This is a genomic window from Sandaracinus amylolyticus (assembly GCF_000737325.1).
In the GTDB taxonomy this organism is placed as follows: domain Bacteria; phylum Myxococcota_A; class Polyangia; order Polyangiales; family Sandaracinaceae; genus Sandaracinus; species Sandaracinus amylolyticus.
Map to the genome: position 1 here is coordinate 6,004,772 of NZ_CP011125.1, position 22,999 is coordinate 6,027,770.

A 22,999-nucleotide genomic window follows, 5' to 3' on the forward strand; every position below is an offset into this window, starting at 1 on the left:
CGAGGTGCGCTTCCTCAGCGCGCCTCGGAGCTCCACGCGCAGTTACGAGCGCCGGAGGCACCGATGATCGAGCGTCTCGCGTTCGGCGACATCCCTGCGAAGCACCACATCGCGCTCACCGGCTCGGACGGTGAGCTGCGATGGGAGGAGTGCATCACGCAGCAGGGCTTCGAGGGCCCGTACACGATCGCGTACCACCTGCATCGCCCGCACGAGCAGCGGCTCGTCGCAACGACGCACGGGTGGACGATCCCGACGAACGCGAGCGCGTCCGAGGATCACCGCCTGCTCAAGCGTCACTACAAGACGAACGAGCTGAAGGTGAAGGGCACCGCGCCGATCGATGCGCGCGAGCCGCTGCTCTTCAACGCCGACGTCACGATCTCGATCGCGAAGCCGAGCACGCCCGATCCCGTCTACTTCGTCGACGGCGACGCGGACACGCTCGTCTACGTGTTCGAGGGGCGCGGCACGCTGCGCACGATGCTCGGCGACGTGCGCTACGAGCAGGACGACTACGTGTTCGTGCCGCGCGGGCTCCTGCACCGGTGGATCCCCGAGGGCGCGCAGAGCTGGCTGATCTTCGAGTGCCACGGCGGGCTGCACCTGCCGCGTCAGTGGCGCAACGAGGTCGGGCAGCTCCGGATGGACGCGCCCTACTCGCACCGTGACTTCCGCCGCCCCGACTTCGTCGGACCGGTCGACGAGAGCATCCGCACCCAGGTCGTGCGCAAGAACGGCCGCTTCCACGCGTTCGCGCTCACGCACTCGCCGCTCGACGTCGTCGGCTGGGACGGCTCGATCTATCCGTGGGCGTTCCCGATCCTCAACTTCCAGCCGCGCGCCGGGCTCGTGCACCTTCCGCCGACGTGGCACGGCACGTTCGCGATCCGCGGCGGGCTCATCTGCTCGTTCGTGCCGCGCGTCGTCGACTTCCATCCCGACGCGATCGCCTGCCCCTACCCGCACTCGAGCGTCGACGTCGACGAGTTCCTCTTCTACGTGCGCGGCAACTTCACGTCGCGTCGCGGCGTCGGGCCTGGAAGCGTCTCGTTCCACCCCGCCGGCATCCCGCACGGCCCGCACCCCGGCGCGTACGAGAAGAGCCGCGGCGCGCACCGCACCGACGAGCTCGCGGTGATGCTCGACTGCTTCCTCCCGCTGCGCCCGACGAACGCCGCGCGCGGCGTGGAGGACGCGGCGTACCAGGACAGCTTCGTCGAGTGAGGGACTGTCGCGTCGTGGCGTGAGGCCGCATAGCCTCGCGCCATGACGAAGACGGGACTGGTCACCGGCGGGACCGACGGCATGCCGCCCGACAATCGTTGGAGCTCCAACGATCTCGGTGGCGCGCGGGTCACGTCGATGCGGGCGCGGCCCAAGCGCCCTCGACGAGCTCGCCGCCCGCGAACGTCGCGCGCACCGAGCCGCCGCCGCCGCTCGTGAGAACGACCTCGCCCGAGATCGCGCACTCGTAGCCCGGCTCGCACTCGTCGCCTCGGACGTCGGTCACGTGCATGCGGCAGAAACGGGCGCGGCCGCGATCGCGCGCGTCGCTCTCGAGCCGATAGAACCAACCGAACAGGCGCGGTGGAGTGGTCGCGACCACGTCGGCATGACCGCCCGACCATCGATGCGTCGCGTCGAGCGCGACCGCCTCGTTGCACGCGTCGGACGGGACCGCGAACCCGTCGCACGCGAAGAAAGGTGGCGCGTCCGGTGCGTCGCTCGACTGCACCACGAGCGGTGCGTCGCAGCCCGAGTCGCACTGCGCGAGCGGCTCGGGCCGGGTCTCGGGGCAACCGCACGCGCTCGTCACGAGCGCCGCGATGAGCAGGAGTGGTCGGGCGCGCATCGGTCGCAGCGTCTGCGATCGAACGACACGTGTCGAGTGCTCGCATGAATGAGCGCATCGCACATGTGACCTCGTAGAATTTGACGAGGCCGCTCCGTCTCTACATTTTCTTTCGGTGGGCTTCTCTCGTCGCTCGGCGCGCGATGCGCTGTCGGCGCTCCTGATCGCGGGCACCCTGATCGGGTGTGGCGCGGAAGCGGAGGCGCAGCCGCAGGTGCGGAGGGGCGCGCCCCTCGAAGGCGACGTGACCGCGGCCCTCGATCCCCGCACCGATCGCCTCGCCGATGCGATCGCCGAAGAGAGCGGCCCCGAGGGATCGATCGAGGGTGAAGCGCCGGTGCTCGACGAGAACGGCGAGATCGTCCTCGGCCTGCAGACGCCGCTCTTCGATCCGAGCGGCACCGCGATGCGCTCGTTCCACGCGGCGCTGCGTCGCGCGGCGATGGGCGAAGGACAAGCGCGCGTCGTGGTGTACGGCGCCTCGCACGTCGCGGGAGACTTCGCGACGGGCACGCTGCGCCGGATGCTGCAGCAGGAGTTCGGGGACGCGGGCCACGGCTTCGTGATGCCCGCGCATCCGTGGCCGCACTATCGCCACCTCGACATCACCGTCGAGAGCAACCACCGCCTCTGGGAAGCGTCGCGCGTGCGCGTCGGCGAGAGCGTCGCGGGGCTGTACGGGCTCGCGGGCGTCGCGCTGACGTCGAGCTCGTCGCGCGCGTTCGGTCGCGTGGTCACGGGCGAGCGCCACGCGAGCCGCTTCGAGCTCTTCTATCTGCGCCAGCCCGAGGGCGGCACGCTCGAGGTGCGCATCGACGATCGCGTCGTCGGTCGGGTGCGCACGCGCGGCGCGGACACCGGCGGCGACTACGCGCTCTTCACGGTGCCGGACGGCCCGCACAGCTTCGAGATCCGTCCGCGCGGCGACGGGCCCGTCACGGTCTACGGCGTCGCCGTCGAGCGCGAGGTGCCCGGGGTGGTGATCGACACGCTCGGGATCAACGGTGCGCGCGCCGCGGCGCAGCTGCTCTGGGACGAGACGCTGTGGGCCGAGCACGTGCGTCGCCGCAATCCCGATCTCGTGGTGCTCGCGTACGGGACGAACGAGAGCGGTGACGACGATCAGCCGATCGAGATCTACGAGCGCGATCTGCGTCGCGTGGTGGCGCGCGCGCGCGCGACGACGCCGAACGCGTCGTGCTTGTTGATCGGTCCGAGCGATCGTCCGATCGCGAACCGCGACGGCACCTTCTCGGAGCGTCCGCGCACCGCGATGGTGATCGACACGCAGCGTCGCGTCGCGTCGGAGATGGGCTGCGCGTTCTTCGATCTCGTCGGCTTCGGCGGAGGCCCGATGCACATGGTGCAGTGGGCCGCGCAGGACCCGGCGTGGGCGCAGCGCGATCACGTGCACTACACGCTCCGTGGGTACCAGCGCCTCGGCGAGGTGCTCCACGGCGCGCTGCTCGACGGCTACGACGGCCCGACCGCGATGATCGCGGCGACCGAGCGCCCCGCGGCGCCGACTGCGACGCCCTGAGCTCCCGGGCTCGCGCGGAGCTCTCGACTTCGTCGATCGTGCGCGCGGCGCGTATGCTCCACGGAAGTCGTGGAGGTGCCGCCATGGACGTCGCTCGGATGCTCGAGATGTGCCGTCGCGATCAGTGGCGGATCGAGGACCTCGACTGGTCGGTCACGCCGCGCGCGCTCTCGCGCGAGGACGAGATCGCGGTCTGCCAGTACTTCACCGACATGAGCGGCATCGAGCTGCTCGCGGGCGCGCTCTTCGAGGTGCAGCGCGATCAGGCGCGCGACGCCACGCTGCGCAAGATCTTCTCGACGTTCGTGGTCGACGAGGAGCGTCACTCGCGCGTCGCGACGCTGCTCGCGCGTCACTACGACGTGCATCGCTACCAGCGCTACGAGCTGAACCCGCACCTCGTGCGCTTCCAGAAGCACTTCGTGAACGCGGTCCAGCACCTCGCGCCGGACATCGCGAACGCGTACATCACGACGGGCGAGCTGCTCCTCGACGTCGCGCTGCTGCGCTCTCTCGACGACTACGTCGACGACGAGATGAGCCACCAGGCGATGAAGCTCATCAACCGCGACGAGTCGCGGCACATCGCGGTCGACTACCACATGAGCGAGTACTACGCGTCGCCCGAGTACGAGGCGTGGCTCGCGTCGCGACCGAAGAAGTCGGTGCTCGAGGAAGCGCGCGCGGCGTGGGCGCTCGTGGGCTTCATGTACCACGCGCAGCCCTTCTTCCGTGACGTGTTCTTCCGGCCGATGGAGCTCGTCGATCCGACGAACAGGCGATTGATCGAGGCGTTCAAGCGCATCCAGCTGCTCGGTCGGAAGACCGATCACGTGAACCGCCCGTTCACGCGCTTCCTCCGCGCGCTGCAGGACCTCTTCAACCACCCGGTGAGCGGTCCGATCCTCGGGCCTGCGATCAGTCGGATCATGGGCGTCGATCCCAAGGTGATCCGCGTGCTCTACGACGAGGAAGAAGAGCGACGCGCGCGCGCCGCGAGCTTCGACGCGCTCGCGCAGGAAGCGCTCGAGGCGAAGACGCTGAGTTGACCCGCTCGCTCGTGCCTATGGCATCCTCGCGCTCCATCCGAGCCAACGAGGAGACCTAGAGCGATGGCTGCCAATCCCGACACTCCTGCTCCGCCGATCGAGACACTCGTCCCCGGCACCGGCGAGCTCCGCGCGACGTTCAAGACGTCGATGGGCGACATCACCGTGAAGCTCTTCGAGGCGGAGGCGCCGCGCACCGTCGCGAACTTCGTCGCGCTCGCGACCGGTCAGGTCGAGTGGACGGATCCGAAGACGAACCAGAAGACGAAGCGCCCGCTCTACTCGGGCACGATCTTCCACCGCGTGATCCCCGAGTTCATGATCCAGGGCGGCGATCCCACGGGCACCGGGCGTGGCGGTCCGGGCTGGCGCTTCGGCGACGAGATCCACCCGAAGCTGCGCCACGATCGTCCGGGCGTGCTCTCGATGGCGAACGCCGGCCCGAACACGAACGGCTCGCAGTTCTTCCTCTGCGAGGTGCCGACGCCGTGGCTCGACGGCAAGCACGCCGTGTTCGGTCACGTGATCTCGGGGCAGGAGCTGATCAGCAAGATCACGCACTCGCCGCGCGACGCGCAGGACCGTCCGCGCACGCCGATCACGCTGAACGAGATCGTCATCTCGCGCGCCTGATCACGACGACGACGAGCGCGCTCCTCGCGAGAGGGCGCGCTCGTTCGCGTTCCGTCAGCGCGTGATCTCGAACGTGACGGGGATGACGAGGTCGCGGTTGCTGTCCCACGCCACGAGCGACGGCGGCGCCGGTACCTGGCGCAGCTCGTTCGCTGCCTCGAGCGCGGCGTCGTCGAGCAGCGCATAGCCGCACGACGTCCTCACGCGCGCCGACAGGAGCCGACCGTCGTTCGCGATGCGCAGCGCGACCACCACGCGGCCCTCGATGCCACTACGACTCGCGGGCACCGGGTACCGCACGATGCGAGCGAGCAGGTCGCGCACGCGCTCCTTGTAGGCGTTGAGCGCGCGCCGCACGTCCTCCGCGCTCGGGCCCGACGTGCCCGCGCCCGTCCCGTTGCCGCTGCCGACGCCCGACGCACCGACCGCGCGACCGCGACCGCCCGGCACGCCACCCGCGGCACCATCGGGCGAGCCCGCGGCCACGGTGAAGGCTCCGGCCTCACCACCCGCTGCGGTCAGCGACGGCAGCGGCGGGGGCGGCTCGCCGAACACCTCGTCGAGCGACGGCGGCGCGCTCGAGGGCGGCTCCGGCGCGGGCGGAGGAGGCTCGGCAGCCGCCGGCTCGGGCTCGCGCTCCGGGCGCGGGGCAGCGGCCACGCGCGGCTGCTCGCGGACCGGCTCGGGCACTGCCTCGGGCTCGGGCTCGGGGACGATCTCGGGCTCGGGCTCGGGCGGCGCGATCGTGGGCTCCGGCATGGAGACCTCGATCTCGATCATCGGCGCGCCGAGCGAGAGGCTCGCGGACGCGGGCAGCGCGGTGAGCACCACCGCGAGGAGCGCGTGCGCGCCGAGCGAGGCCATCAGGACGAGCGGGATGCTCGCGCCGGCCTCGCCGTGCTCACGACGCTCGCGGGGCGTCGGCGCAGGCGGCGTGACGCGCGGCCCGTGTGGGCGTCGCGATCGCGGCTCCGCGTCGATGTCGGGCATCTCGCCGACGCGCTCGACGCGCTCGTTCGCGAGATCCGGGGCCGCGTCCAACCGGGGGCTTGCTGCGTCCATGCTGGGTGCTGCGTCGATGGCTGCGGGAGCCTAGAGAACGAATCCGAGAATCGTTCTCACGCCTGGTATGTGCGATCCCGACCCGGTCCGTCAAGTGCGAACGACGCGCTCACTCGAGCGGCGCTTCGTCACGGCGGTAGACCCACGCGTATCCGCCGAGCCCGTCGTCCTGCGACGCGAGGTCGACCTCGGGGTCGACCAGGCGCCGGCTGCGACGTCCGTTGAGCGAGACGAACACGTCCGCGTGCACGCGCACGTGCTCGCCGCGCCGCGCGTGCTCGTCGCGCACGTGGTGCGCGTAGCGGAGCAAGAGGTCGGGCTCGATCGCCATCATCCGCACCTGCAGCGGCGTGAGCTCGCGTGACGGATCGATCGTGTAGCTGCGGCCCTCGTCGTCGATCGCGCGCAGCTCGGCGAGCCCCGCTCGCTCCGAGATCATCACGTGCCACGCCCAGCGCATGCCCTCGCCGGTCCAGAGGCGATCGCCCGCGTACACGTCGCGGTCGTACGCGAGGTGACGCAGCGGCAGCGCGATCTGCACGAGCATCCACGCGCCGAGCGCGGCGAGCACGAGCGGCGAGATCACGATCCGCTCGCGGGCGCGCTCGATCGGTGCGGCGCGACGCAGACGTCGCGGCCAGTCGGGCGCGAAGAAGATCGGCGTCAGCGCGATCATCACCCACGGGAACATCCCGATGCGGAAGAGCGCGGCGGTCGTGAGGTGGAACGCGACGACCGCCACGTACGCGAGCGCGCGCGTGCGACGCGACGAGAGCAGGAACGGGATCGAGAGATCGAAGAGCGCGCCCGCCCAGCTCATCGCGAGCGCGACTTCGTGGTGCACGAAGAGCGGGCCGAGGATCGGCACGTCGGTGCGCGCGAGGAGCCACGTGCGGAGCGGCTCGCCGTGCACGAGCCAGTCGGCGTTCAGCTTCGCGAGCCCGGCGAACACGTAGACGATGCCGAGCTGCGCGCGCAGCGCGAGGATCGCGGCGAAGGGCACGTCGTGATCGCGACGGCCGCGCGCGTCCCACGCGAAGACGCGATCACAGGGCGTCGCCGCGAGCAGCGCGCCGAAGAGCACGATCGCGTAGTAGTGGTTCAGGTAGTACGTCGCGTCGCAGAGCTCGACGTACGCGAAGCCGATCGTGAAGAGCAGCGCGGCGACGCGCGCGCGCACGCCGAGCGCGATCATCGCGGCGAGCACGCCGAGGGCCGCGAAGTGGACGTGCATGCCGATGCCCGGCCAGGGGCGCACCCACTCGAAGCCCCAGAACGCGAAGTGGAACGTGGGGCGGACGTAGAGCTCGTCGATCCAGCCCATCGCGGCGAAGCGCACGATCGCGATCAGCATCACGACGCCGAACGCGATGCGGAACATCGCGAGCGACGCGCCGTCGACGGGCCTCTCGAGCGTCGCGCGCACTCAGTCTCCGTCGTTGTCGGTGAACATCACCGAGAGCGCGATCGCGCCCGAGACGTCGGTGGCGAGCGTGCGCTCGAGCGCGCGCAGCGCGGTGAACGCGGTCTCGCCGGCGGTGAGATCGCCGGACTCCACGTACGTCGACAGCGGCTCGGGGATCGCGCGCAGCGCGGTGATCACGGCGTCGATCTCCACGAGCACACGATCGGCGAGCGCGAGGTCGCGCTCGCGCACCCACTCGTCGAGCCCCTCGCCTCCTTCGACGAGCCAGAGCGCGCGTAGCCCTTCGAGCGTCGCGATCATCGCGTCGATCGAGACGTGCGCGTACGGGAGCTCGACCGCGCTCGGCTGGGGCACGCCGCCGGTGTCCTTTCCCAGCGGCGCGCCGATCTTCATCAGCTTCGCGGTCTGCACCGCGGCGATCATCTCGGTGAGCATCGCGGAGAGCGCGTCGAGCTGGGTCCGCCACGCGGTGCTGCCGCGCCCCGCGGTCGCGAACGACTCGGTGTAGCCGCCCTCCCACGCGTCCACGAGGCGCTGGGTGGTGCGCGCGAGGTGCGCGCCGAGCGCGGCGGCGTACGCGCAGCGTCGCGCGTCCTCGAGGACCGCGTCGCGCTCGAAGAGCAGGTACTCGAGCGCCGGCAGGCCCTTCGCGGTCGCGCCGAGGCCGTCGACCCACGCGTCGTCGATCGTCGTCGCCGATGCGAGGCTCGACTCGATCGTCGTCGGGCGCGTGGGCCAGAACGCGATGTCGCCCTCGATGCGCTCGTCCACGATCGGGCCGATCGCCCACGGCAGCGTGCGCTCCCACGCGCGTGAGGTCGCGCGGAACGCGGTGCGCGCGCCCTCGAGCGACTCGGCGTCGGGCGCGGCGCAGAGCGTGTCGAGCGACTCGCGCAGCGTGACCGCCTCGGCCGCGAGCGCGCGATAGCCGGGCACGATCACGAGCTCCGCGGAGTCGCGCAGCACCGGCGCGCGATCGACGCCGCCACCGTTGCTGCTGATGATCACGCACGCCGTCGCGACGATCGCCGTCGCGCCCGCGATCACGGCCGGACGAAGCTTCTTCACAACGACTCCAGGAAACGCAGGAGCGCCTCGCGCTCGTCGCGCGACATCGCGCGGAACGCCTCGCGCGACGCCTCGGCCTCGCCGCCGTGCCAGAGGATCGCCTCGGCGAGCCCGCGCGCGCGTCCGTCGTGCATCAGCAGCTGGTGGCGGTTCACGGTCTGCAGCAGTCCGATCCCCCAGAGCGGCGGCGTGCGCCACTCGCGGCCGTCGGCCTCGAAGTCGGGGCGATGATCGGCGAGGCCTTCGCCGACGTCGTGCAGCAGCATGTCGGTGTACGGGTAGATGATCTGATCGGCGAGCGCGGTGATCTCGTGCTCGCCGGTCTCGAGGCGCGGCACGTGGCACGACGCGCAGCCCGCGTCGCGGAAGAGGCGCTTGCCGTGCAGCACGTCGGGATCGTCGGCGTCGCGTCGCGCAGGCACCGCGAGCGTCTGGCCGTAGAACACGACGAAGTCGAGGATGTCGTCCTCGCACTCGGGCTCTCCGCCGGTCGTCGCGGCGCGACACTCGGCCTCGCGTTCGCTGCACTCCTGCGACGGGAAGAGCGACGTCGTGATGCCGAGATCGCCGAGGAACGCGCCCGCGGTCTGTTGGTGGATCGAGGGCTGCGTCGCCTTCCACCCAAAGCGTCCGATCGCCGTCTCGCCGCGCGCCGCGTCCCACACGTGGTTGATGCGGCCCGAGATCCCGTCGCCATCGGCGTCGTTCGGATCGGCGAGCGCGAGCAGCGTCGCGTCGGGCACCGCTTCGAGCAGGCCGAGCCCGTAGACCGGCGGCGCCACGCGCGCGCTGGTCATCACGTCGTCGTGCATCGGGCCGTACGCGAGCGTGTCGATCGTGAGGATCGGACGGCGCAGCGAGTACGCCTCGCCGTCCTCGTACGCGCCGGGGACCTCTTCCCACGCGAGGTGCGTCGCGCCCTCGGCGGGCACACCGGGGATCGCGCGCGGCTGCAGCTGACCGCCGTACGTCGGCTCGCCGAGCGGCCCTCCGTGCGCGTCCTGGCCGGGCACGCTGAGGCGCACGAGCATCGACACCATCTCCTCGCCTTCGCCCGGTGGCTCACCGCGACCGTCGAAGAGATGGCACGAGCCGCACGAGAGCGCGTTGTGCAGCGGGCCGAGGCCGTCGCGCGCCGAGGTCGACGAGGGCGCGACGACCCAGTTGTCGCCGAAGAAGTTGTTGCCGACGAGGAAGCGCGAGCGCTCGTCGAAGGTGAGGTTGCGCGCGGAGATGGAGTACGCGGCGCGCGACGTGTCGAAGACCGTCGTGTCCCCGCCCGAGCGCTCCTCACCGGGCTCGTAGCCGGAGGGATCCGCGGGCGCGCACGCGAGCACGAGCATCGACACGATCAGCGCCGCGCGTTCCATCACTCCTCGAGGTTGATGGTCACACCGAGGAGCGCCGCGATCTCCGCGATCGTGCGCGTCTGCGCGCGCAGCGCGTCGACCGCAGCGGCGATCGCGACACGGCCCGAAGCCTCGTCGTTGCCGAGGATCGCCTGATCGAAGGGCCCCGGGATCGCCTCGATCGCGGCGATCGACGCGTCGAGCTGCTCGCGCATGCGCGTGTCGAGCGCGGCGTCACGCGACGCGACGAGATCCGAGAGGCTCGCGCCCTCGACCACGCTGCCGTCGGTGCGCGTGTAGCGACCGAGGTAGACGTTGCGGATGCCGATCGCGTCGTGGAGCTGGTCCTGGAGCGTCGTGTCGCTGAAGCACGAGTGCTCGTCCTCCTGCTCCTTCGTCATGTACGCGACGTTCATCCGCTCGCCCGCGAGCTCGGCGCCGCTGAGGCTGCCCATGCCCACGAGGATGCGGCGCAGCGGCTCGCGCGGGTCTTCGTCGGCGGCGGCGATCATCTCGGCGCGGTAGTTCCCGGCGGACTCGCTCCACGCGTCGCGCACCTCCTCGAGGTGCGTGACGAGCAGCGACGAGGTCGCCACGAGGTACGCACGACGGCGCGCGACGCCAGTCGCCTCGCCGCCCTCGACGTAGTCCGTGTGCGCGCGCGCGCCCGCGCCCGTGGTGCTGAGGTCCTGGCCCCAGAGGAGGAACTCGATCGCGTGATAGCCGGTCGAGACGTTCTCCTCCGAGCCCACCTGGTTGCGCTCCGCGAGCGAGGCTGCGTCGATCGTGGGCAGCTCCGTGTCGTCGTAGATCAAGCCGCCCTCCACGGGCGCGCCCGACGCGTCGACGACGTAGTCGATGTACGCCTCGTCGAGCGGCCACGCGTTCACGAGACCCTCGGGGCCGGTCTCGGGGTCGTCGATCGGGCCGTCGTAGAAGCGCGCGACCTCGGTCTCGAGGTACGCGGGACGGCTCTCGGTCCACGCGGTGCGCGCGGCGGCGAGCGTGGTCTCGGAGGGCGACGCGAGCATCGCGTCGATCGCGCCGTCGAGCGTCTGCGCGCCCGTGACCGCGTCGGAGTACGCGGCGTGGAGGATGCTCGCGTAGGTCTCGGTGACCTCGAGCGACTCTTCGGCGGTGACCGATGGAGTGCTCTCACCGTCGCAGGCGCCCAGCGCGAGCGCGATCAGAGGAGCACGAAATAGCTGACCCTTGGTCGGAAAACCCATGATAACGACTCTCATTTGCGCGCAGCACGTTGTCAAGTCGAACGGCAGATTGTCATCCTGGCGCGATGCTCCGAGGGGTCGTCGCGCTCGTGATCGCGTGCTCGGTGAGCGCGTGCGCAGCGCCCGATGCGGGCGGTGGGTTCGTCGCGCGCGACGAGGACTTCGACGGGTTCCTCGAGTGGCCTTCGTTCGAGCTCCCGCCGGGCAGCCTGACGATGGCGCACGACGACGGTGCGACGCGTCGCCTGTACTTCACGCACGTGCCCGAGAGCGCGAGCGCGCCCTTCCCGGTCGGGACGATCCTCGTGAAGACGGCCGAGCTCGGCGCGCCATCGACGTGGGAGATCCACGCGATGGTGAAGCGTGGGGGCGACTTCAACGCCGAGGGCGCGCGAGGATGGGAGTTCTTCGATCTCGCGATCGACGAGAACGGCCGCGTCGTGATCGTCTGGCGCGGCGAGAGCCCGCCTCCGGGCGCGGGATATCCGGGCGCATCCGACGGAGCGTGCAACTCGTGCCACACGCTCGTTGCCGATCGCGACTACGTATTCGATCGATCGCTGTTCGATTGAAGGATCGGAGCCCGATGCATCGAGAGAGGATCGAAGTCCGGACGCGCGGTCGCGGCACGCACGAGATCACGCGCGAGCTGCAGAGCGCGGTCGCTCGCTCCGGCGTGCGCGAGGGGCTCTGTCACGTGTTCGTGCACCACACGAGCGCGAGCCTGATCGTGTGCGAGAACGCCGATGCCGCGGTTCGACGCGATCTCGAGCGCTTCTTCGCGCGGCTCGTGCCCGACGGCGACGCGCTCTTCGAGCACGACGACGAGGGCCCCGACGACATGCCCGCGCACGTCCGCACGATCCTCACGCAGGTCTCGGTCACGCTGCCGGTGAGCGACGGACACTGCGATCTCGGCACGTGGCAGGGCGTGTACCTGTGGGAGCACCGCACCGCGCAGCACGTGCGGCGCGTGACGATCACGATCGTGTGATCGTCACGGCGAGCAGTAGCCGCGACTGCCGTCCCACGCGAGCGGCTGACACACCTGTCCTTCGTCGCACACCGACGCGGGATCGAACTCGGGGACGTCGTCGGGATCGAGGTAGGCCGGAGGCGTGAGCTGACACGACTGGGTGCACACGCCGTCCTGACAGATCCCGCCCGGCTCGCAGTCGAGCTCGGCGGCGCACTCGGCGTCGAATGGCAGCGGCCCTCCGAACCAGCACACGCGGCCGTTCGACGGAGACGCGAGGCACACGCTGCCGTCCGCGCACACCCACGTCGCGTCGTCGCACGGCGCCATGCACGCGGATCGCATCTCGTCGACGACGACGCAGATCATGCGCCCGCCGCAGTCTCCGTCGACGCTGCACGCGGCGCCGGGATCGACACCACCACACGCAGCGAGCACGATCGCGATCACGAGCGAGCCGAGCGCGCGACACATCGGCGCGAACCTAGCAGGTCTCGCGGCATGGTAAGTAGCGGCGCGCGCGGTCTCGACGTCGCGCAGCAGCGTGCCCATGTCCTCGGGCTCTCGCGAAAGGGTGCGGATGACGACGAGGGGTCCAGGAGCCGAGCGCGCGCACGTCGTGATCGTGGGCGGTGGGCTCGCAGGGTGCGCGGCAGCGACGGTGCTCGCGGAGCGCGGCGTGCGCGTGACCGTGATCGAGAAGGAGCGCTACCTCGGCGGGCGCGTCGGCGCGTGGGAGGACCAGCTCGCGGACGGAACGCGCTTCGAGATGGAGCGCGGGTTCCACGCGTTCTTCAGGCAGTACTACAACGTCCGCGCGCTGCTGCGGCGGATCGATCCGTCGCTCTCGTGCCTGCGCCCGCTCGAGGACTATCCGCTGCTCGGCCCGCGCGGATGGAGCGAGTCGTTCTCGGGTCTGCCGCGGCGCGTGCCGCTCAACCTCCTCGCGCTCGTGTGGCGCACTCCGTCGCTGCGCCTCCGCGATCTGCCGCGCATCGACGTGCGCCCGGCGACGGAGATGGTCGCGTTCGATCCGAGCGCGACGTATGCGAAGTGGGATCACGTCACGGCGCGCGAGTACCTCGACTCGCTCGGGTTCCCCACGCGCGCACGGCAGATGTTGTTCGATGTCTTCGCGCACTCGTTCTTCAATCCGGAGCACGAGTACTCGGCGGCCGAGCTGCTCGCGATGTTCCACTTCTACTTCCTCGGGAACCCCGAGGGCCTCGTGTTCGACGTGCTGCGCGAGCCGTTCTCCACCGCGCTGTGGAAGCCGCTGCGCGCGTACCTCGAAGCGCGCGGCGTGCGCTTCGTGATGGAGAGCGAGGTGTCGCGCATCGTGCGTCGCGGCGCGCGCCTCTCGGTCGAGCACTCGAGCGGTCGCGAGGAGGGCGACTCGCTGGTGCTCGCGGTGACGGTGCCGGCGCTGCGCGCGCTCGTCGATGCGTCGCCGTCGCTGCGCGACGAAGCGAACGGCTCGTCGTCGCGCGTCGATGCGTGGACGCGCGAGGTCGCGTCGCTCGACGTGACGCTGCCGTTCGTCGTGTGGAGGCTCTGGATCGATCGACCGCTGCGCGCCGATCGCGCGCCGTTCGCGGGCACGACCGGGCTCGGCATCCTCGACAACGTGTCGATCTACGAGAAGCTCGAGGGCGAGAGCGCGGAGTGGGCGCGGCGCACCGGCGGCTCGATCGTCGAGCTGCACGCGTACGCGGTCGACGAGTGGATGGACGAGGCGGAGATCCGTCGCGCGCTGATGGACGGGCTCTACGAGATCTATCCGGAGGCGCGCGACGTGAAGGTGCTCGACGAGCGGTATCTCGTGCGTCGCGACTGCCCTTCGTTCGCGCCGGGATCGCACGCGACGCGGCCGGGTGTGGAGACGCCGGTGCCGGGGCTGTGGCTCGCGGGCGACTTCGTGAAGCTGCCGTTCCCCAGCGCGTTGATGGAGCGCGCGGTCGCGTCGGGGTTCCGCGCGGCGAGCGGCATCGCGGCGTCGCTGGGCGTCGCGGAAGAGCCGATCCGCACGGTGCCGCCGCGCGGCGTGCTCGCGCCGTGGGTGCCGCGCGCGTGACGCTCGACGCGGAGCACGTGATCGTCGGCGCGGGCTGCGCCGGGCTCTCGCTCGCGGTGCGGCTCGCGATGCGCACGCCGCGCGAGCGCGGGCGTGTGCTCGTGATCGATCCGCGCGAAGAGCTCGGCGGCGATCGCACGTGGTGCATGTTCCGCGGCGCGCCGCACCCGTTCGAGCGCGCGATCACGCATCGCTGGGATCGGTGGCGCGTGATCGCCGGCGGGCGCGTGATCGAGCGCAGCGTGCCGGGGCGGCCCTACGAGCACGTGGACTCGACGCGCTTCTTCGAGGAAGCGATCGCGCGCGTCGAAACGAGCGAGGGCGTGCGGCTCGAGCGCGGGGTGCGCGCGGACGCGATCGTCGACGAGGGCGCGCAGGTGCGCATCGAGACCGGTGGCGGGACGCTGCGCGCGCGCATCGCGTGGGACGCGCGCGGAGGCGGGCCCGACGAGCGGCCGCGCGAGGACGACGTGCGCTGGATCCAGCACTTCGTCGGCTGGGTCGTGCGCACCGAGCGGGCGATCTTCGAGCCCGGGATCGCGACGCTGATGGACTTCTCGGTGTCGCAGTCGCGTGGGCCGCACTTCGTGTACGTGCTCCCGTACGCGGCGAACGAAGCGCTGGTCGAGGACACGTACTTCGGCGACGTGCCGCTCGCGGTGGCCGAGTACGAGCGCGGGATCCGCGAGTGGCTCGACGCGCACCACGCGGGCGGCGTCGAGATCGTGCGGCGCGAGCGCGGGCAGATCCCGATGAGCACGGCGCAGATCACGCCGCGTCGCGATCCGCGCATCGTGCCGATCGGCCTGCGCGCGGGGAGCGCGAAGCCGTCGAGCGGCTACGCGTTCGCGTTCATCCAGCGTCACGTGGAAGCGCTGGCAGCGCGCGTCGATCGCGGCGAGACGGTGCCGCCCGAGGTCGCGGTGCGCTCGCCGATCACGACGTTCTACGATCGCGTGTTCCTCGCGTACTTGCGGCGCCATCCGACGAGCGCGCCCGAGGTGTTCGGCTCGCTGTTCGCGCGCACGAGCCCGGAGCGCCTCGTGCGCTTCTTGTCGGAGGAGGGCGGCGTCGGCGATCACCTCGCGGTGATGAACGCCGTGCCGCGCCTCGCGGTGATGGCGGAGATCGCGCGCTCGCGCGGGCTGTGGATGGGGCGCTGACTACGCGCGGGCGGCGTCGCGCCACGCCGCGAGCTTCTCGCGCTTGATCGCGAGCTCGGACGCGACGCGCTTGATCGCGTCGTCGTCGAGCGCGGCGAGCGCCGCGCGATGCGCGATGCCGAGCGCGTGCAGCTTCGCTTCGATCTTGGGGCCGATGCCGGCGATCGTGCGAAGGCTCGCGGCGTCCGGCGATGCGGCAGGCACGGGCGCCGCGTCGAGCCGAGCGCGCAGCGACTCGAGCTCCTTCTCGAGCCGCGCGTCGTTGCGACCGTTCTCGATCACCAGCGACTCGAGATCCGCCATCCGCGGCAGCAGCGCGTCGACGCTCGACGCCGTGCGCAGCTCGTCCTGCGCCTCCGCGAGCTCCTCGATGCGCGCGAACGCCTTCTCGGCGCTCTCGATCGCGCTCGACATCCTCGCGCGCTCGCTGCGCACCTCGTCGAGCAGCGCATCGACGCGCGTCCGCATCGCGGCCTGCTCGCGCTCGATGCCGAGCATGCGCGTCTCGATGCGATCGATCGCGAGGCGCAGCTCGTCGGGGCGCGGATCGCCTTCGATGCGCGCGACGCGATCCTCGATGCTCGCGAGACGCACGGCGCGCGCTTCGTCGAGCCGGCGGTTCTCCGCGAGCTCGGAGCGGAACGCGCTGACGCCCGCGCGGGCTGTGTGCGCGAGCGTCTCGACCTCGCTCGTGCGCGCGTCGAGCGCCTCGAGCGGGAGCGGTCGCTCCGCGCGCGCCATCGCGTCGCGCGCGGTGGACACGGCGCGCTCGAGCTCGGCACCGAGCTCGCTCTCGATGCGATCGAGCCGCGCGCTCAGCGCGTCCGCGCGCTCGCGGCTCGCGATCGCGTCCTGCTGCGCGCGGCTGGCGGCGGCGCGCGCGGCGGAGAGCTGGATCTCGAGCTGCGCGATGCGCTCGCGCCAGGGATCGAGCGACACGTCGGGCGCCGTCGACGCGCGCGCCGCGGTCGCGATCGAAGGCGCGCTCGGCGGGCGCGGGATCAGGAAGTCGGGCGAGCTGCCGGGCGGCGGCGTCGACGCGCGGGCGAGCGCGGGCGGGAGGCTCGACGAGCGCTTGGGCGGCGGCGGCGCGGTCGGTCGCACGAGCGACTGCGGAGGGCGCGCCGAGGGGCTCGTGCCGGTGCGCGCGATCGCGCTCGACGGGAGCGCGGTGGGCGCGATCGACGGGCTCGCGCTCGACCCGGTGCGCGCCGACGACGCGAGCGGAGGCAGCGCGGATCGCAGCGGCGGGAGCGCAGCGCGGAGCGTGCCGGACGAGCTCGGTGCGCGCGGAGGCGTCGACCCGCGCGCCTCGGGCAGGCGCACTTCGGAGTCGGTCTTGGTGTCGTCGGGAGAATCGGACACGCGCAGCGATGATACTCGACGTGACGCTCTCGGGAACTACGCTCGCGCGCATGCGTCAACCCATGATGATCTCGGTCCTCTCGCTCGTGATCGCGCTGCAGGCGTGCGGACCTCACGAAGAGCAGAGCGCGCCGAGCGACGAGACGAGCGGCTCCGAGACGAGCACCGGCAACGATCAGGGCGGCGAGAGCGGCGGCGGCGAGACCAGCGGCGAGACCAGCGGCGGGCAGATCGTCGTCGGCACCGACGCGTGCACGACCGACGCGGACTGCGTGCCCGCGGACTGCTGCCACGCCGCGGCGTGCGTCGCGCGCGCGAACGGGCCGAGCTGCGGCGACGCGATGTGCACGATGGACTGCCGCTCCGGCACGATGGACTGCGGCGGTGGATGCCTCTGTCAGGAAGGTCGCTGCGCCGCGCGGCTCATGGTGATGGAGCAGCCGCAGGTGCAGGGCGACGCGCCGCAGTGATCACTTCCATCGCGTGAGGATCGCTTCGCGCGAGAAGAGGCGCACCGCGATCCACAGGGCGAGCGCGTCGATGCCGAGCAGTACCGCGGCACCCCAGAGCAGGAGCCGCACGTCGAGGAAGAGCTCGCCCATCACCGTGGAGATCCCCATGACGATGACGGGGATCACCAGGAATCCGACGAGCCCCTGCGCGGTTCGCGGATCGTTGACCCGCGACGACGCGACGATCGCGGCGAGCGCGCTCAGCAGCGCGAGCACCGGCGTCACCGCGAGGAACGCCGCGGGCCACACCGCGCGCACCGCGAGCGCGAACACCGCGGGCGGGCACGTCTGGTGGAAGCCGGCGAGCGTGATGACGTACGCGAGCTGCGTCATCAGCGTCGCGGGCACGACCGCGGCGAGGCACTTGCCGAGCAGCAGATCGCCCGTCGCGATCGGCGTCGCGAGGAGCGGCTCGAGCGTGCGCTCGACCTTCTCGCCGACGATCGCGTGCGCCGCGATCGTCGAGGGCAGCGCGAGCGCGATCAGGAGCAGCATCGAGAGGTACTGATCGGCGACGAGCGCGAGCAGCGCGTCGCGACCGCGGCCGAGCGCCTGGAGCTGCGGCGCGAGCCCGGCGGGGACGTCGCCGCGGAACTCCGCGTCGGGGACGCGCGAGAGGAACGCAGTCGTCGAGATCGCGGCGCCGACCAGCGCCATCGGGAGGATCGCCATCGTGAGCATCACGAGGCGGTTGCGGCGCAGCTCGATCCACTCGCGACGCATCACCGCGCGGACGTGGTGCACGTTCATGCGCGCGCCTCCTTCGCGGCACCGACGAGCTCGAGGTAGACCTGCTCGAGCGTGCGCACCTCTTCGCTGACGGTGCGGATCTCCGCGCCCGCCTCGACGAGCGCGCGCACCAGCGCGGGGTTCTGCGACTCGGGATCGTCCAGCGCGATGCGCAGCGTGTCGCCCGCGAGCTCGACGTCACGCACGAAGGGCAGCGCGCGCGCGACGTCGGCGATCGCGCCGTGCGCGGTCGCGAGCCGCACGATGGTGCACGCGCGCTCGAGGTCGCGGCACAGCCCCGCTGGCGTGTCGACGCGCAGCAGTCGCGTGCGCAGCACACCGATGCGATCGCAGAGACGCTCGGCCTCGTCGAGGTTGTGCGTGCAGAGGATGATCGTGCGCCCTTCCCTGCGCAGCTCCGTCACGAGCTCGCGCACGGTGCGCGCGGCCGCGGGATCGAGCGCGCTCGTCGGCTCGTCGAGGAACACGACCTTCGGCTCGTGCAGCACCGCGCGCGCGATCGCGAGGCGCTGCCGCATGCCCTTGCTCCAACCCCCGACCGGCTCCTTGCGGCGCGCCCAGAGGTCGAGCCGCTCGAGCACCGCGCGGATGCGGGCGTCGGTGTCGCGCAGGCCGTGGATGTCGGCGAAGAAGCGCAGGTTCTCGACGGCGTCGAGGCGCACGTAGATGCCCGGCGTCTCGGTGAGGATGCCGACGTGCGCGCGCACCTGCTCGGCCTGGGTCGCGACGTCGAAGCCCGCGACGGTGGCGCGACCCGTGGTGGGAGAAATGACCGCGGTCAGAAGTCGCACCGTGGTCGTCTTGCCCGCGCCGTTCGGTCCGAGCAGGCCGAAGACCTCGCCCTCCGCGATCTCCAGATCGAGCCCCTCGAGCGCGACGAAGTCGCCGAAGCGACGACCGAGGTTCTCCGCGCGGATCACTCTGCTGCTCCTCCTCGGGGCTGCAGCTTCTCCGGCGACTGCAGCCGCCCCGACGCGCACTCGGCGCTCCAGCGCGAGACGCACGCCTCGATCGACTCGACGCCGCACGCCTCGGCGTAGATGCCCTCCACCTCGCTGCAGCAGCCGAGCGCGATCATCGCGGCGCGATCGCTGACGTGGTGCGGCGTGCTCGTGGGGTCGTCGATGCACGCGCGATGCTGTCGCCCGAGCTCGTCGCGCGCACCCTCGCACTCGAGCGCGCATCGGACGCGCACCTCGCGACCACCGCGACGGGTCGCGATCGGCTCCGTCGGCTCGTCGCGACGCTCGGTCGTCACGGGCTGCGGGGCGCGCTCGCTGCACGCGGTGAGCACGATCATCGCCATCATCACGCGCTTCATCCCACGCGCTTGTCCTTGAGGCGCAGGAGCAACATCGTGAGCACCACGCAGCCGAACGTGAGCGTGCCGATGCCGGTCGCCGCATAGACGATCGGCATGTGGAGCGAGGGGATGAACCCCGGGAAATTCTCCATGTAGCGCTCGATCTGACAGACGTGCAGGTGACCGCGCGCGCGCAGATCGACGTTGCTCAGCGCCTCGAGCGCGTAGCGCGTCGTGGTGAACCAGCTCACGAGCCAGGTGAACCCGGTGAGGCGCGTGATCGATCCCGCGAAGAGCAGCTGCGGGATGACCAGGAAGTTGATGCCCCAGAGCGCCGAGACCGGGTTGCGCACAGCAGCGGAGAGCGCGAGGCCCATCGCGCTCGCGGAGCTCGTCACCATCACGCCGACGAGCCAATACCAGAACGGATTGCCGCGCAGCTCGAGCAGCGGCAGCGCGACCGTGAGGTTGAGCGTCGCGACGATCGCGCCGAGGCCCGCGAGCACGAGGAACCGCGCGAGCACGTACGGGATGATGTTGAGCCCCGCGAGCCGCTCTCGCTCGTAGATCGTGCGCTCCGCGACGAGCACGTTCGAGCTCGCGATGATCATCGGTAAGAAGAGCGCCATGAGGATCGCGAGCAGGCCGGTGCGGGGATCGCGGATCCGCGCGTCGCGCCATCGCTGCATCGTGTCGCTGAACGGCGGCTCACCACGCATCACGCGCGCCTGCACCGCGCTCTGCACGGTCTCGGGATCGCACGCGATCGTCTCGTGCTCCGAGGCGCACTCGTCGACGGTGTCGGGGCCCGTCGTGTCGCGACATCCGAACGAGCCCGCGGCGAACGTCGTCGAGCCCGCGGTGGTGAGGCCGATGAGCAGTCCGAGCAGCGGCGCTTGTAGCAAGAGGAGCAACAATGCGGTCTTGTTGCGCAGCGTGAGCTTGAGCGAGCGCGCGAGCAGCACCGGGAACTGCCGGAGCGACGAGCGACTGCGCGGCTTGGGCGGCGGGCCCTGGGTCGATGCGTCCGCGCCGGGCGCGCGCTGCGTGACGAAGCGCTGGAACGTCTGGGTCTTCTGGAACCGACCGCGCCACTCGTCGGCGGGCATCTGCTCGACGTGGTCGAACATCTCGCGCGGCTTGCCCGGCGCCGCGCCGAAGAACTCGTACGAGTCGGGCGAAGGCGGACCGTAGAAGAGCAGCTTGCCGCCGCGACCGAGGATCGCGACGGTGTCGAACTTCTCGTACTCCTGGTAGTCGGGCTGGTGGATCGTGAGGACGATCGTGCGGCCGCCATCCGCGAGGCGTCGCAGCGTGGCGACGACGTCGGCGGCGTCGGTCCACGAGAGGCCGCTCGTCGGCTCGTCGAGGATCAAGAGCGAGGGATCGGTGACGAGCTCGACCGCGAGGTTCACGCGGCGCCGCTGACCGCCGGAGAGCACCTTCTCCTCGGCGCTGCCGATCTGCAGATCGCGCTGCTCCCAGAGGCCGACCTGCTTGAGCGTCTGCTCGATCGCGGCGTCGAGATCCTTCTTGCTGGTGCCGCTCGGCAAGCGGAGCTTGCACGCGTACCAGAGCGCCTCGCGCACGGTGAGCTGCGGATGGACGATGTCGTCCTGCGGCACGTAGCCGACGTTCGTGCGGAACGACTCGTACTGCTGGAAGAGCGGGCGACCGTTGAGCAGCACGCCGCCGTGCGTCGGGCGATAGAGGCCGAGCACGCTCATCAGCAGCGTGCTCTTCCCTGCGCCGCTCGGGCCGAGCATGCCCACGAGCTCGCCCGGGAAGATCGACATCGAGACGTGATCGAGCAGCGTGCGCGGCTTGCCGCTGCCGCGATCGGGCACCGTGAGCCCGACCTGCACGAGATCGAGCCGCACCTTCGCGCGCTGTGCGCCCGCGATGCGGCCACCCTGGCCGATCATCAGCGCGACCGCGCCGACCATCACGCGCTGTCCGGGGCGTGCGATCGCGCCGCGCGAGGAGACGCGCTCGCCGTCGACGTAGGTGCCGTTCGTCGAGCCGAGATCCTCGACGCGCACCGTGCCGTCGCTGCCGCGCGTGAGCCGCGCGTGGCGCGTGCTCACGGTCGGGTGCGGGAGCACGAGATCGTTCTCGGCGCCGCGCCCGACGTGCAGCACCGGGCGGTCGAGGTTGACGTTCTGCGTGACCGCGGCGGCGAGCGCGGACGCGCCCGACTCCGCCTCGCTGAGCAGTCGATCGAGCAGCGGCACGGGCAGCGGGAACCCGCCGAGCAAGAGCAGCGAGTTCGGCTGCAGGCGCGCCTCGGTCACGCGGAAGTGCGGCCCGTCGATGAACGTGCCCGCGGGCGCGCCGAGGTCGCGCACGACCATCACGCCCTCGGGCGTCTCGACGATCTGCGCGTGCTGCGGCGCCACGTCGGGGTACTCGATCGTGACGTCGCTCGGTGCCGCGCTGCCGAGCACGATCGGCTGGCCCTTCGCGGGACGTCGCACGACGCGCACGAGCAGGTTCGCGATGCGCGGATCCGACAGCGGCACCGGCGCCGAGCCGAGGCGTACGTCGTCGCGGAACGTGATCGCCTGGCGCACGACGCGCACGCCGTTGACGTACGTGCCGTTGGTCGATCCGAGGTCGTCGATCTGCAGCCCCGCGGGCTGCGTCTTCGTGATGCGCGCGTGGCGCGCGGAGACGACGGAGTTGTCGATCACGATCGAGCACGCCGGATCGCGACCGAGCGTGATCTCGGTGGCGGGCGGCGGCGTGCCCACGAGCCCGAGCGCGCTCACCTGATCGAGCGCCATCGTGCGCGGCGGTGCGGCTTGCTGCGGCGGTGAGACGGCGGACGGACGCGGCGCGGCGACGCCGGGCGACGATGCGAGCGGTGCGCCCGGCGCGGACATGCGCGGCGCGGGCGAAGGCACCGTGACGGGCGCGGGCATCGGCACCGACTCGCCGACGCGCGTCATCGGCGCGCCCTCTGCGCCGGTGGAGAATCGGAGCCCGCACGACGCGCAGAACTGAGCGTTGGGTGGGTTCTGCGCTCGGCAGCGCGGGCAAGTGATCATGCGAGCGCGCGGAGGATACCGGAACCCGGTGTCCAAGGGAGAGATGGCGTCGGAGCTGCTGCGCCCACGCGCGGACCTCGGTGTGCGCGCGCTCTCGCCGGAGTGGCGCGCGCTGTTCGCGCCGAGAGGGCTCGCCGAGGACGTCGAGCAGGGCGCGCGCTCGCGGCGCAGAAGCCGCACGACGACGCGCTCTTCGCGCACCTCCCGACGGACAGCACCCGCACACGATGTTCGTCACGTGCGCGGACAGCCGCATCTCGCCGGGGCTGCTGATGAACGCGCACCCGGGCGACTCTTCATCGTGCGCTGCATCGGCGCGCTCGTGCCGCCGTCGACGAGCGAGCTTCGTGGGGACCTCGCCCCTCTCCAGCGCGCTCACCGTGCCGCACTTGCTGTGGCCGCACACGACGATGTGCCGCACGCCGAGCACGCCCACGCCGTGCTCGACTGCGGCGCCCTCCTGGGGCATCGCCTCGAGCTCACGGTGCCCGGCCCCGCGCCCGTGCCGCCCGACGCGGAGTGATCGCGACGCGCGGTTGTGCCGCCGTGCTGCGTCCTGCATGCTGCGCCCGCTTTTCCGGACGGAGGACGCACC

General features: G+C 71.5%; 21 protein-coding genes and 1 pseudogene. 9 read left to right on the forward strand and 13 right to left on the reverse strand.

Annotation, left to right across the window (positions count from 1 at the left end; all coding sequences use genetic code 11):
- The first annotated feature begins 63 nt into the window (after positions 1-63).
- The gene (locus DB32_RS25280; protein WP_053235207.1) at positions 64-1,227 is read left to right on the forward strand and encodes a homogentisate 1,2-dioxygenase; all 1,164 of its coding nucleotides are present in this window, start codon (positions 64-66) and stop codon (positions 1,225-1,227) included.
- A gap of 130 nt (positions 1,228-1,357) precedes the next feature.
- On the opposite strand, the gene DB32_RS25285 is transcribed toward DB32_RS25280, so the two are convergent.
- Positions 1,358-1,855, reverse strand: a complete 498-nt coding sequence (locus tag DB32_RS25285) for a hypothetical protein (RefSeq protein ID WP_053235208.1) — start codon at positions 1,853-1,855, stop codon at positions 1,358-1,360.
- A gap of 115 nt (positions 1,856-1,970) precedes the next feature.
- Between DB32_RS25285 and DB32_RS25290 the strand changes: the two genes are divergently transcribed.
- The 3 genes from DB32_RS25290 (at position 1,971) to DB32_RS25300 (ending at position 5,077) form a co-directional block, all read left to right on the forward strand.
- Positions 1,971-3,395, forward strand: a complete 1,425-nt coding sequence (locus tag DB32_RS25290) for a GDSL-type esterase/lipase family protein (protein WP_053235209.1) — start codon at positions 1,971-1,973, stop codon at positions 3,393-3,395.
- An 83-nt stretch (positions 3,396-3,478) separates the two neighbouring features.
- The gene (locus DB32_RS25295) at positions 3,479-4,444 is read left to right on the forward strand and encodes a hypothetical protein (RefSeq protein WP_157069379.1); all 966 of its coding nucleotides are present in this window, start codon (positions 3,479-3,481) and stop codon (positions 4,442-4,444) included.
- Between the two features lie 63 nt (positions 4,445-4,507).
- Positions 4,508-5,077: a peptidylprolyl isomerase gene (locus tag DB32_RS25300; RefSeq protein WP_053235211.1), complete on the forward strand. Its 570-nt coding sequence runs from the start codon at positions 4,508-4,510 to the stop codon at positions 5,075-5,077.
- A 54-nt stretch (positions 5,078-5,131) separates the two neighbouring features.
- Here the strand turns inward: DB32_RS25300 and DB32_RS45585 are convergent, their stop codons facing one another.
- The 5 genes from DB32_RS45585 to DB32_RS25325 form a co-directional block, all read right to left on the reverse strand.
- Positions 5,132-6,118, reverse strand: a complete 987-nt coding sequence (locus tag DB32_RS45585) for a TonB family protein (RefSeq protein WP_053235212.1) — start codon at positions 6,116-6,118, stop codon at positions 5,132-5,134.
- 130 nt (positions 6,119-6,248) lie between these two features.
- Positions 6,249-7,565, reverse strand: coding sequence for an HTTM domain-containing protein (locus tag DB32_RS25310; protein WP_053235213.1), 1,317 nt, complete (start codon positions 7,563-7,565; stop codon positions 6,249-6,251).
- On the reverse strand, positions 7,566-8,633 hold the full coding sequence (locus DB32_RS25315) for an imelysin family protein (RefSeq protein WP_053235214.1): 1,068 nt from the start codon (positions 8,631-8,633) through the stop codon (positions 7,566-7,568).
- A complete protein-coding gene (locus DB32_RS25320; RefSeq protein ID WP_053235215.1) occupies positions 8,630-10,003 on the reverse strand; it encodes a di-heme oxidoreductase family protein in 1,374 nt (457 codons plus the stop codon). Before DB32_RS25320 ends, DB32_RS25315 begins: the two co-directional genes overlap by 4 nt.
- Positions 10,003-11,211: an imelysin family protein gene (locus DB32_RS25325; RefSeq protein ID WP_053235216.1), complete on the reverse strand. Its 1,209-nt coding sequence runs from the start codon at positions 11,209-11,211 to the stop codon at positions 10,003-10,005. The genes DB32_RS25320 and DB32_RS25325 overlap by 1 nt, the downstream gene beginning before the upstream one ends.
- Before the next feature lie 65 nt (positions 11,212-11,276).
- Here DB32_RS25325 and DB32_RS25330 point away from each other — a divergent pair, with 65 nt between their 5' ends.
- A complete protein-coding gene (locus DB32_RS25330; RefSeq protein ID WP_053235217.1) occupies positions 11,277-11,783 on the forward strand; it encodes a hypothetical protein in 507 nt (168 codons plus the stop codon).
- 14 nt (positions 11,784-11,797) lie between these two features.
- Positions 11,798-12,205, forward strand: a complete 408-nt coding sequence (locus tag DB32_RS25335; RefSeq protein WP_053235218.1) for a secondary thiamine-phosphate synthase enzyme YjbQ — start codon at positions 11,798-11,800, stop codon at positions 12,203-12,205.
- 3 nt (positions 12,206-12,208) lie between these two features.
- Here DB32_RS25335 and DB32_RS25340 read toward each other — a convergent pair whose 3' ends face one another.
- Positions 12,209-12,661, reverse strand: coding sequence for a hypothetical protein (locus DB32_RS25340; protein ID WP_053235219.1), 453 nt, complete (start codon positions 12,659-12,661; stop codon positions 12,209-12,211).
- Positions 12,662-12,767: 106 nt separating this feature from the next.
- On the opposite strand from DB32_RS25340, the gene DB32_RS25345 reads away from it, so the two are divergent.
- Together DB32_RS25345 and DB32_RS25350 are read left to right on the forward strand one after the other, a co-directional pair.
- A complete protein-coding gene (locus DB32_RS25345; RefSeq protein WP_053235220.1) occupies positions 12,768-14,261 on the forward strand; it encodes an FAD-dependent oxidoreductase in 1,494 nt (497 codons plus the stop codon).
- A complete protein-coding gene (locus tag DB32_RS25350) occupies positions 14,243-15,424 on the forward strand; it encodes a lycopene cyclase family protein (protein ID WP_053235221.1) in 1,182 nt (393 codons plus the stop codon). The genes DB32_RS25345 and DB32_RS25350 overlap by 19 nt, the downstream gene beginning before the upstream one ends.
- Here DB32_RS25350 and DB32_RS25355 read toward each other — a convergent pair whose 3' ends face one another.
- Entirely contained in the window at positions 15,425-16,789 is a 1,365-nt protein-coding gene (locus tag DB32_RS25355) for a hypothetical protein (RefSeq protein WP_053235222.1), read from the reverse strand.
- 50 nt (positions 16,790-16,839) lie between these two features.
- Between DB32_RS25355 and DB32_RS25360 the strand changes: the two genes are divergently transcribed.
- Positions 16,840-17,259, forward strand: coding sequence for a hypothetical protein (locus DB32_RS25360; RefSeq protein ID WP_075097620.1), 420 nt, complete (start codon positions 16,840-16,842; stop codon positions 17,257-17,259).
- On the opposite strand, the gene DB32_RS25365 is transcribed toward DB32_RS25360, so the two are convergent.
- The 5 genes and pseudogenes from DB32_RS25365 to DB32_RS50290 all read right to left on the reverse strand — a co-directional run.
- Positions 17,260-18,051 (reverse strand): ABC transporter permease subunit, encoded by a 792-nt coding sequence (locus DB32_RS25365; protein ID WP_053235224.1) that lies wholly within the window; start codon positions 18,049-18,051, stop codon positions 17,260-17,262. It lies immediately after the preceding gene.
- Positions 18,048-18,971, reverse strand: coding sequence for an ABC transporter ATP-binding protein (locus tag DB32_RS25370; protein ID WP_053235225.1), 924 nt, complete (start codon positions 18,969-18,971; stop codon positions 18,048-18,050). Before DB32_RS25370 ends, DB32_RS25365 begins: the two co-directional genes overlap by 4 nt.
- Entirely contained in the window at positions 18,968-19,372 is a 405-nt protein-coding gene (locus tag DB32_RS49645; RefSeq protein WP_053235226.1) for a hypothetical protein, read from the reverse strand. The genes DB32_RS25370 and DB32_RS49645 overlap by 4 nt, the downstream gene beginning before the upstream one ends.
- Positions 19,369-22,305 (reverse strand): FHA domain-containing protein, encoded by a 2,937-nt coding sequence (locus DB32_RS25380; RefSeq protein ID WP_169791550.1) that lies wholly within the window; start codon positions 22,303-22,305, stop codon positions 19,369-19,371. The genes DB32_RS49645 and DB32_RS25380 overlap by 4 nt, the downstream gene beginning before the upstream one ends.
- Positions 22,306-22,813: 508 nt before the next feature.
- A pseudogene (locus tag DB32_RS50290) lies at positions 22,814-22,966 on the reverse strand (hypothetical protein); the annotation flags it as partial.
- Positions 22,967-22,999 lie beyond the last annotated feature (33 nt).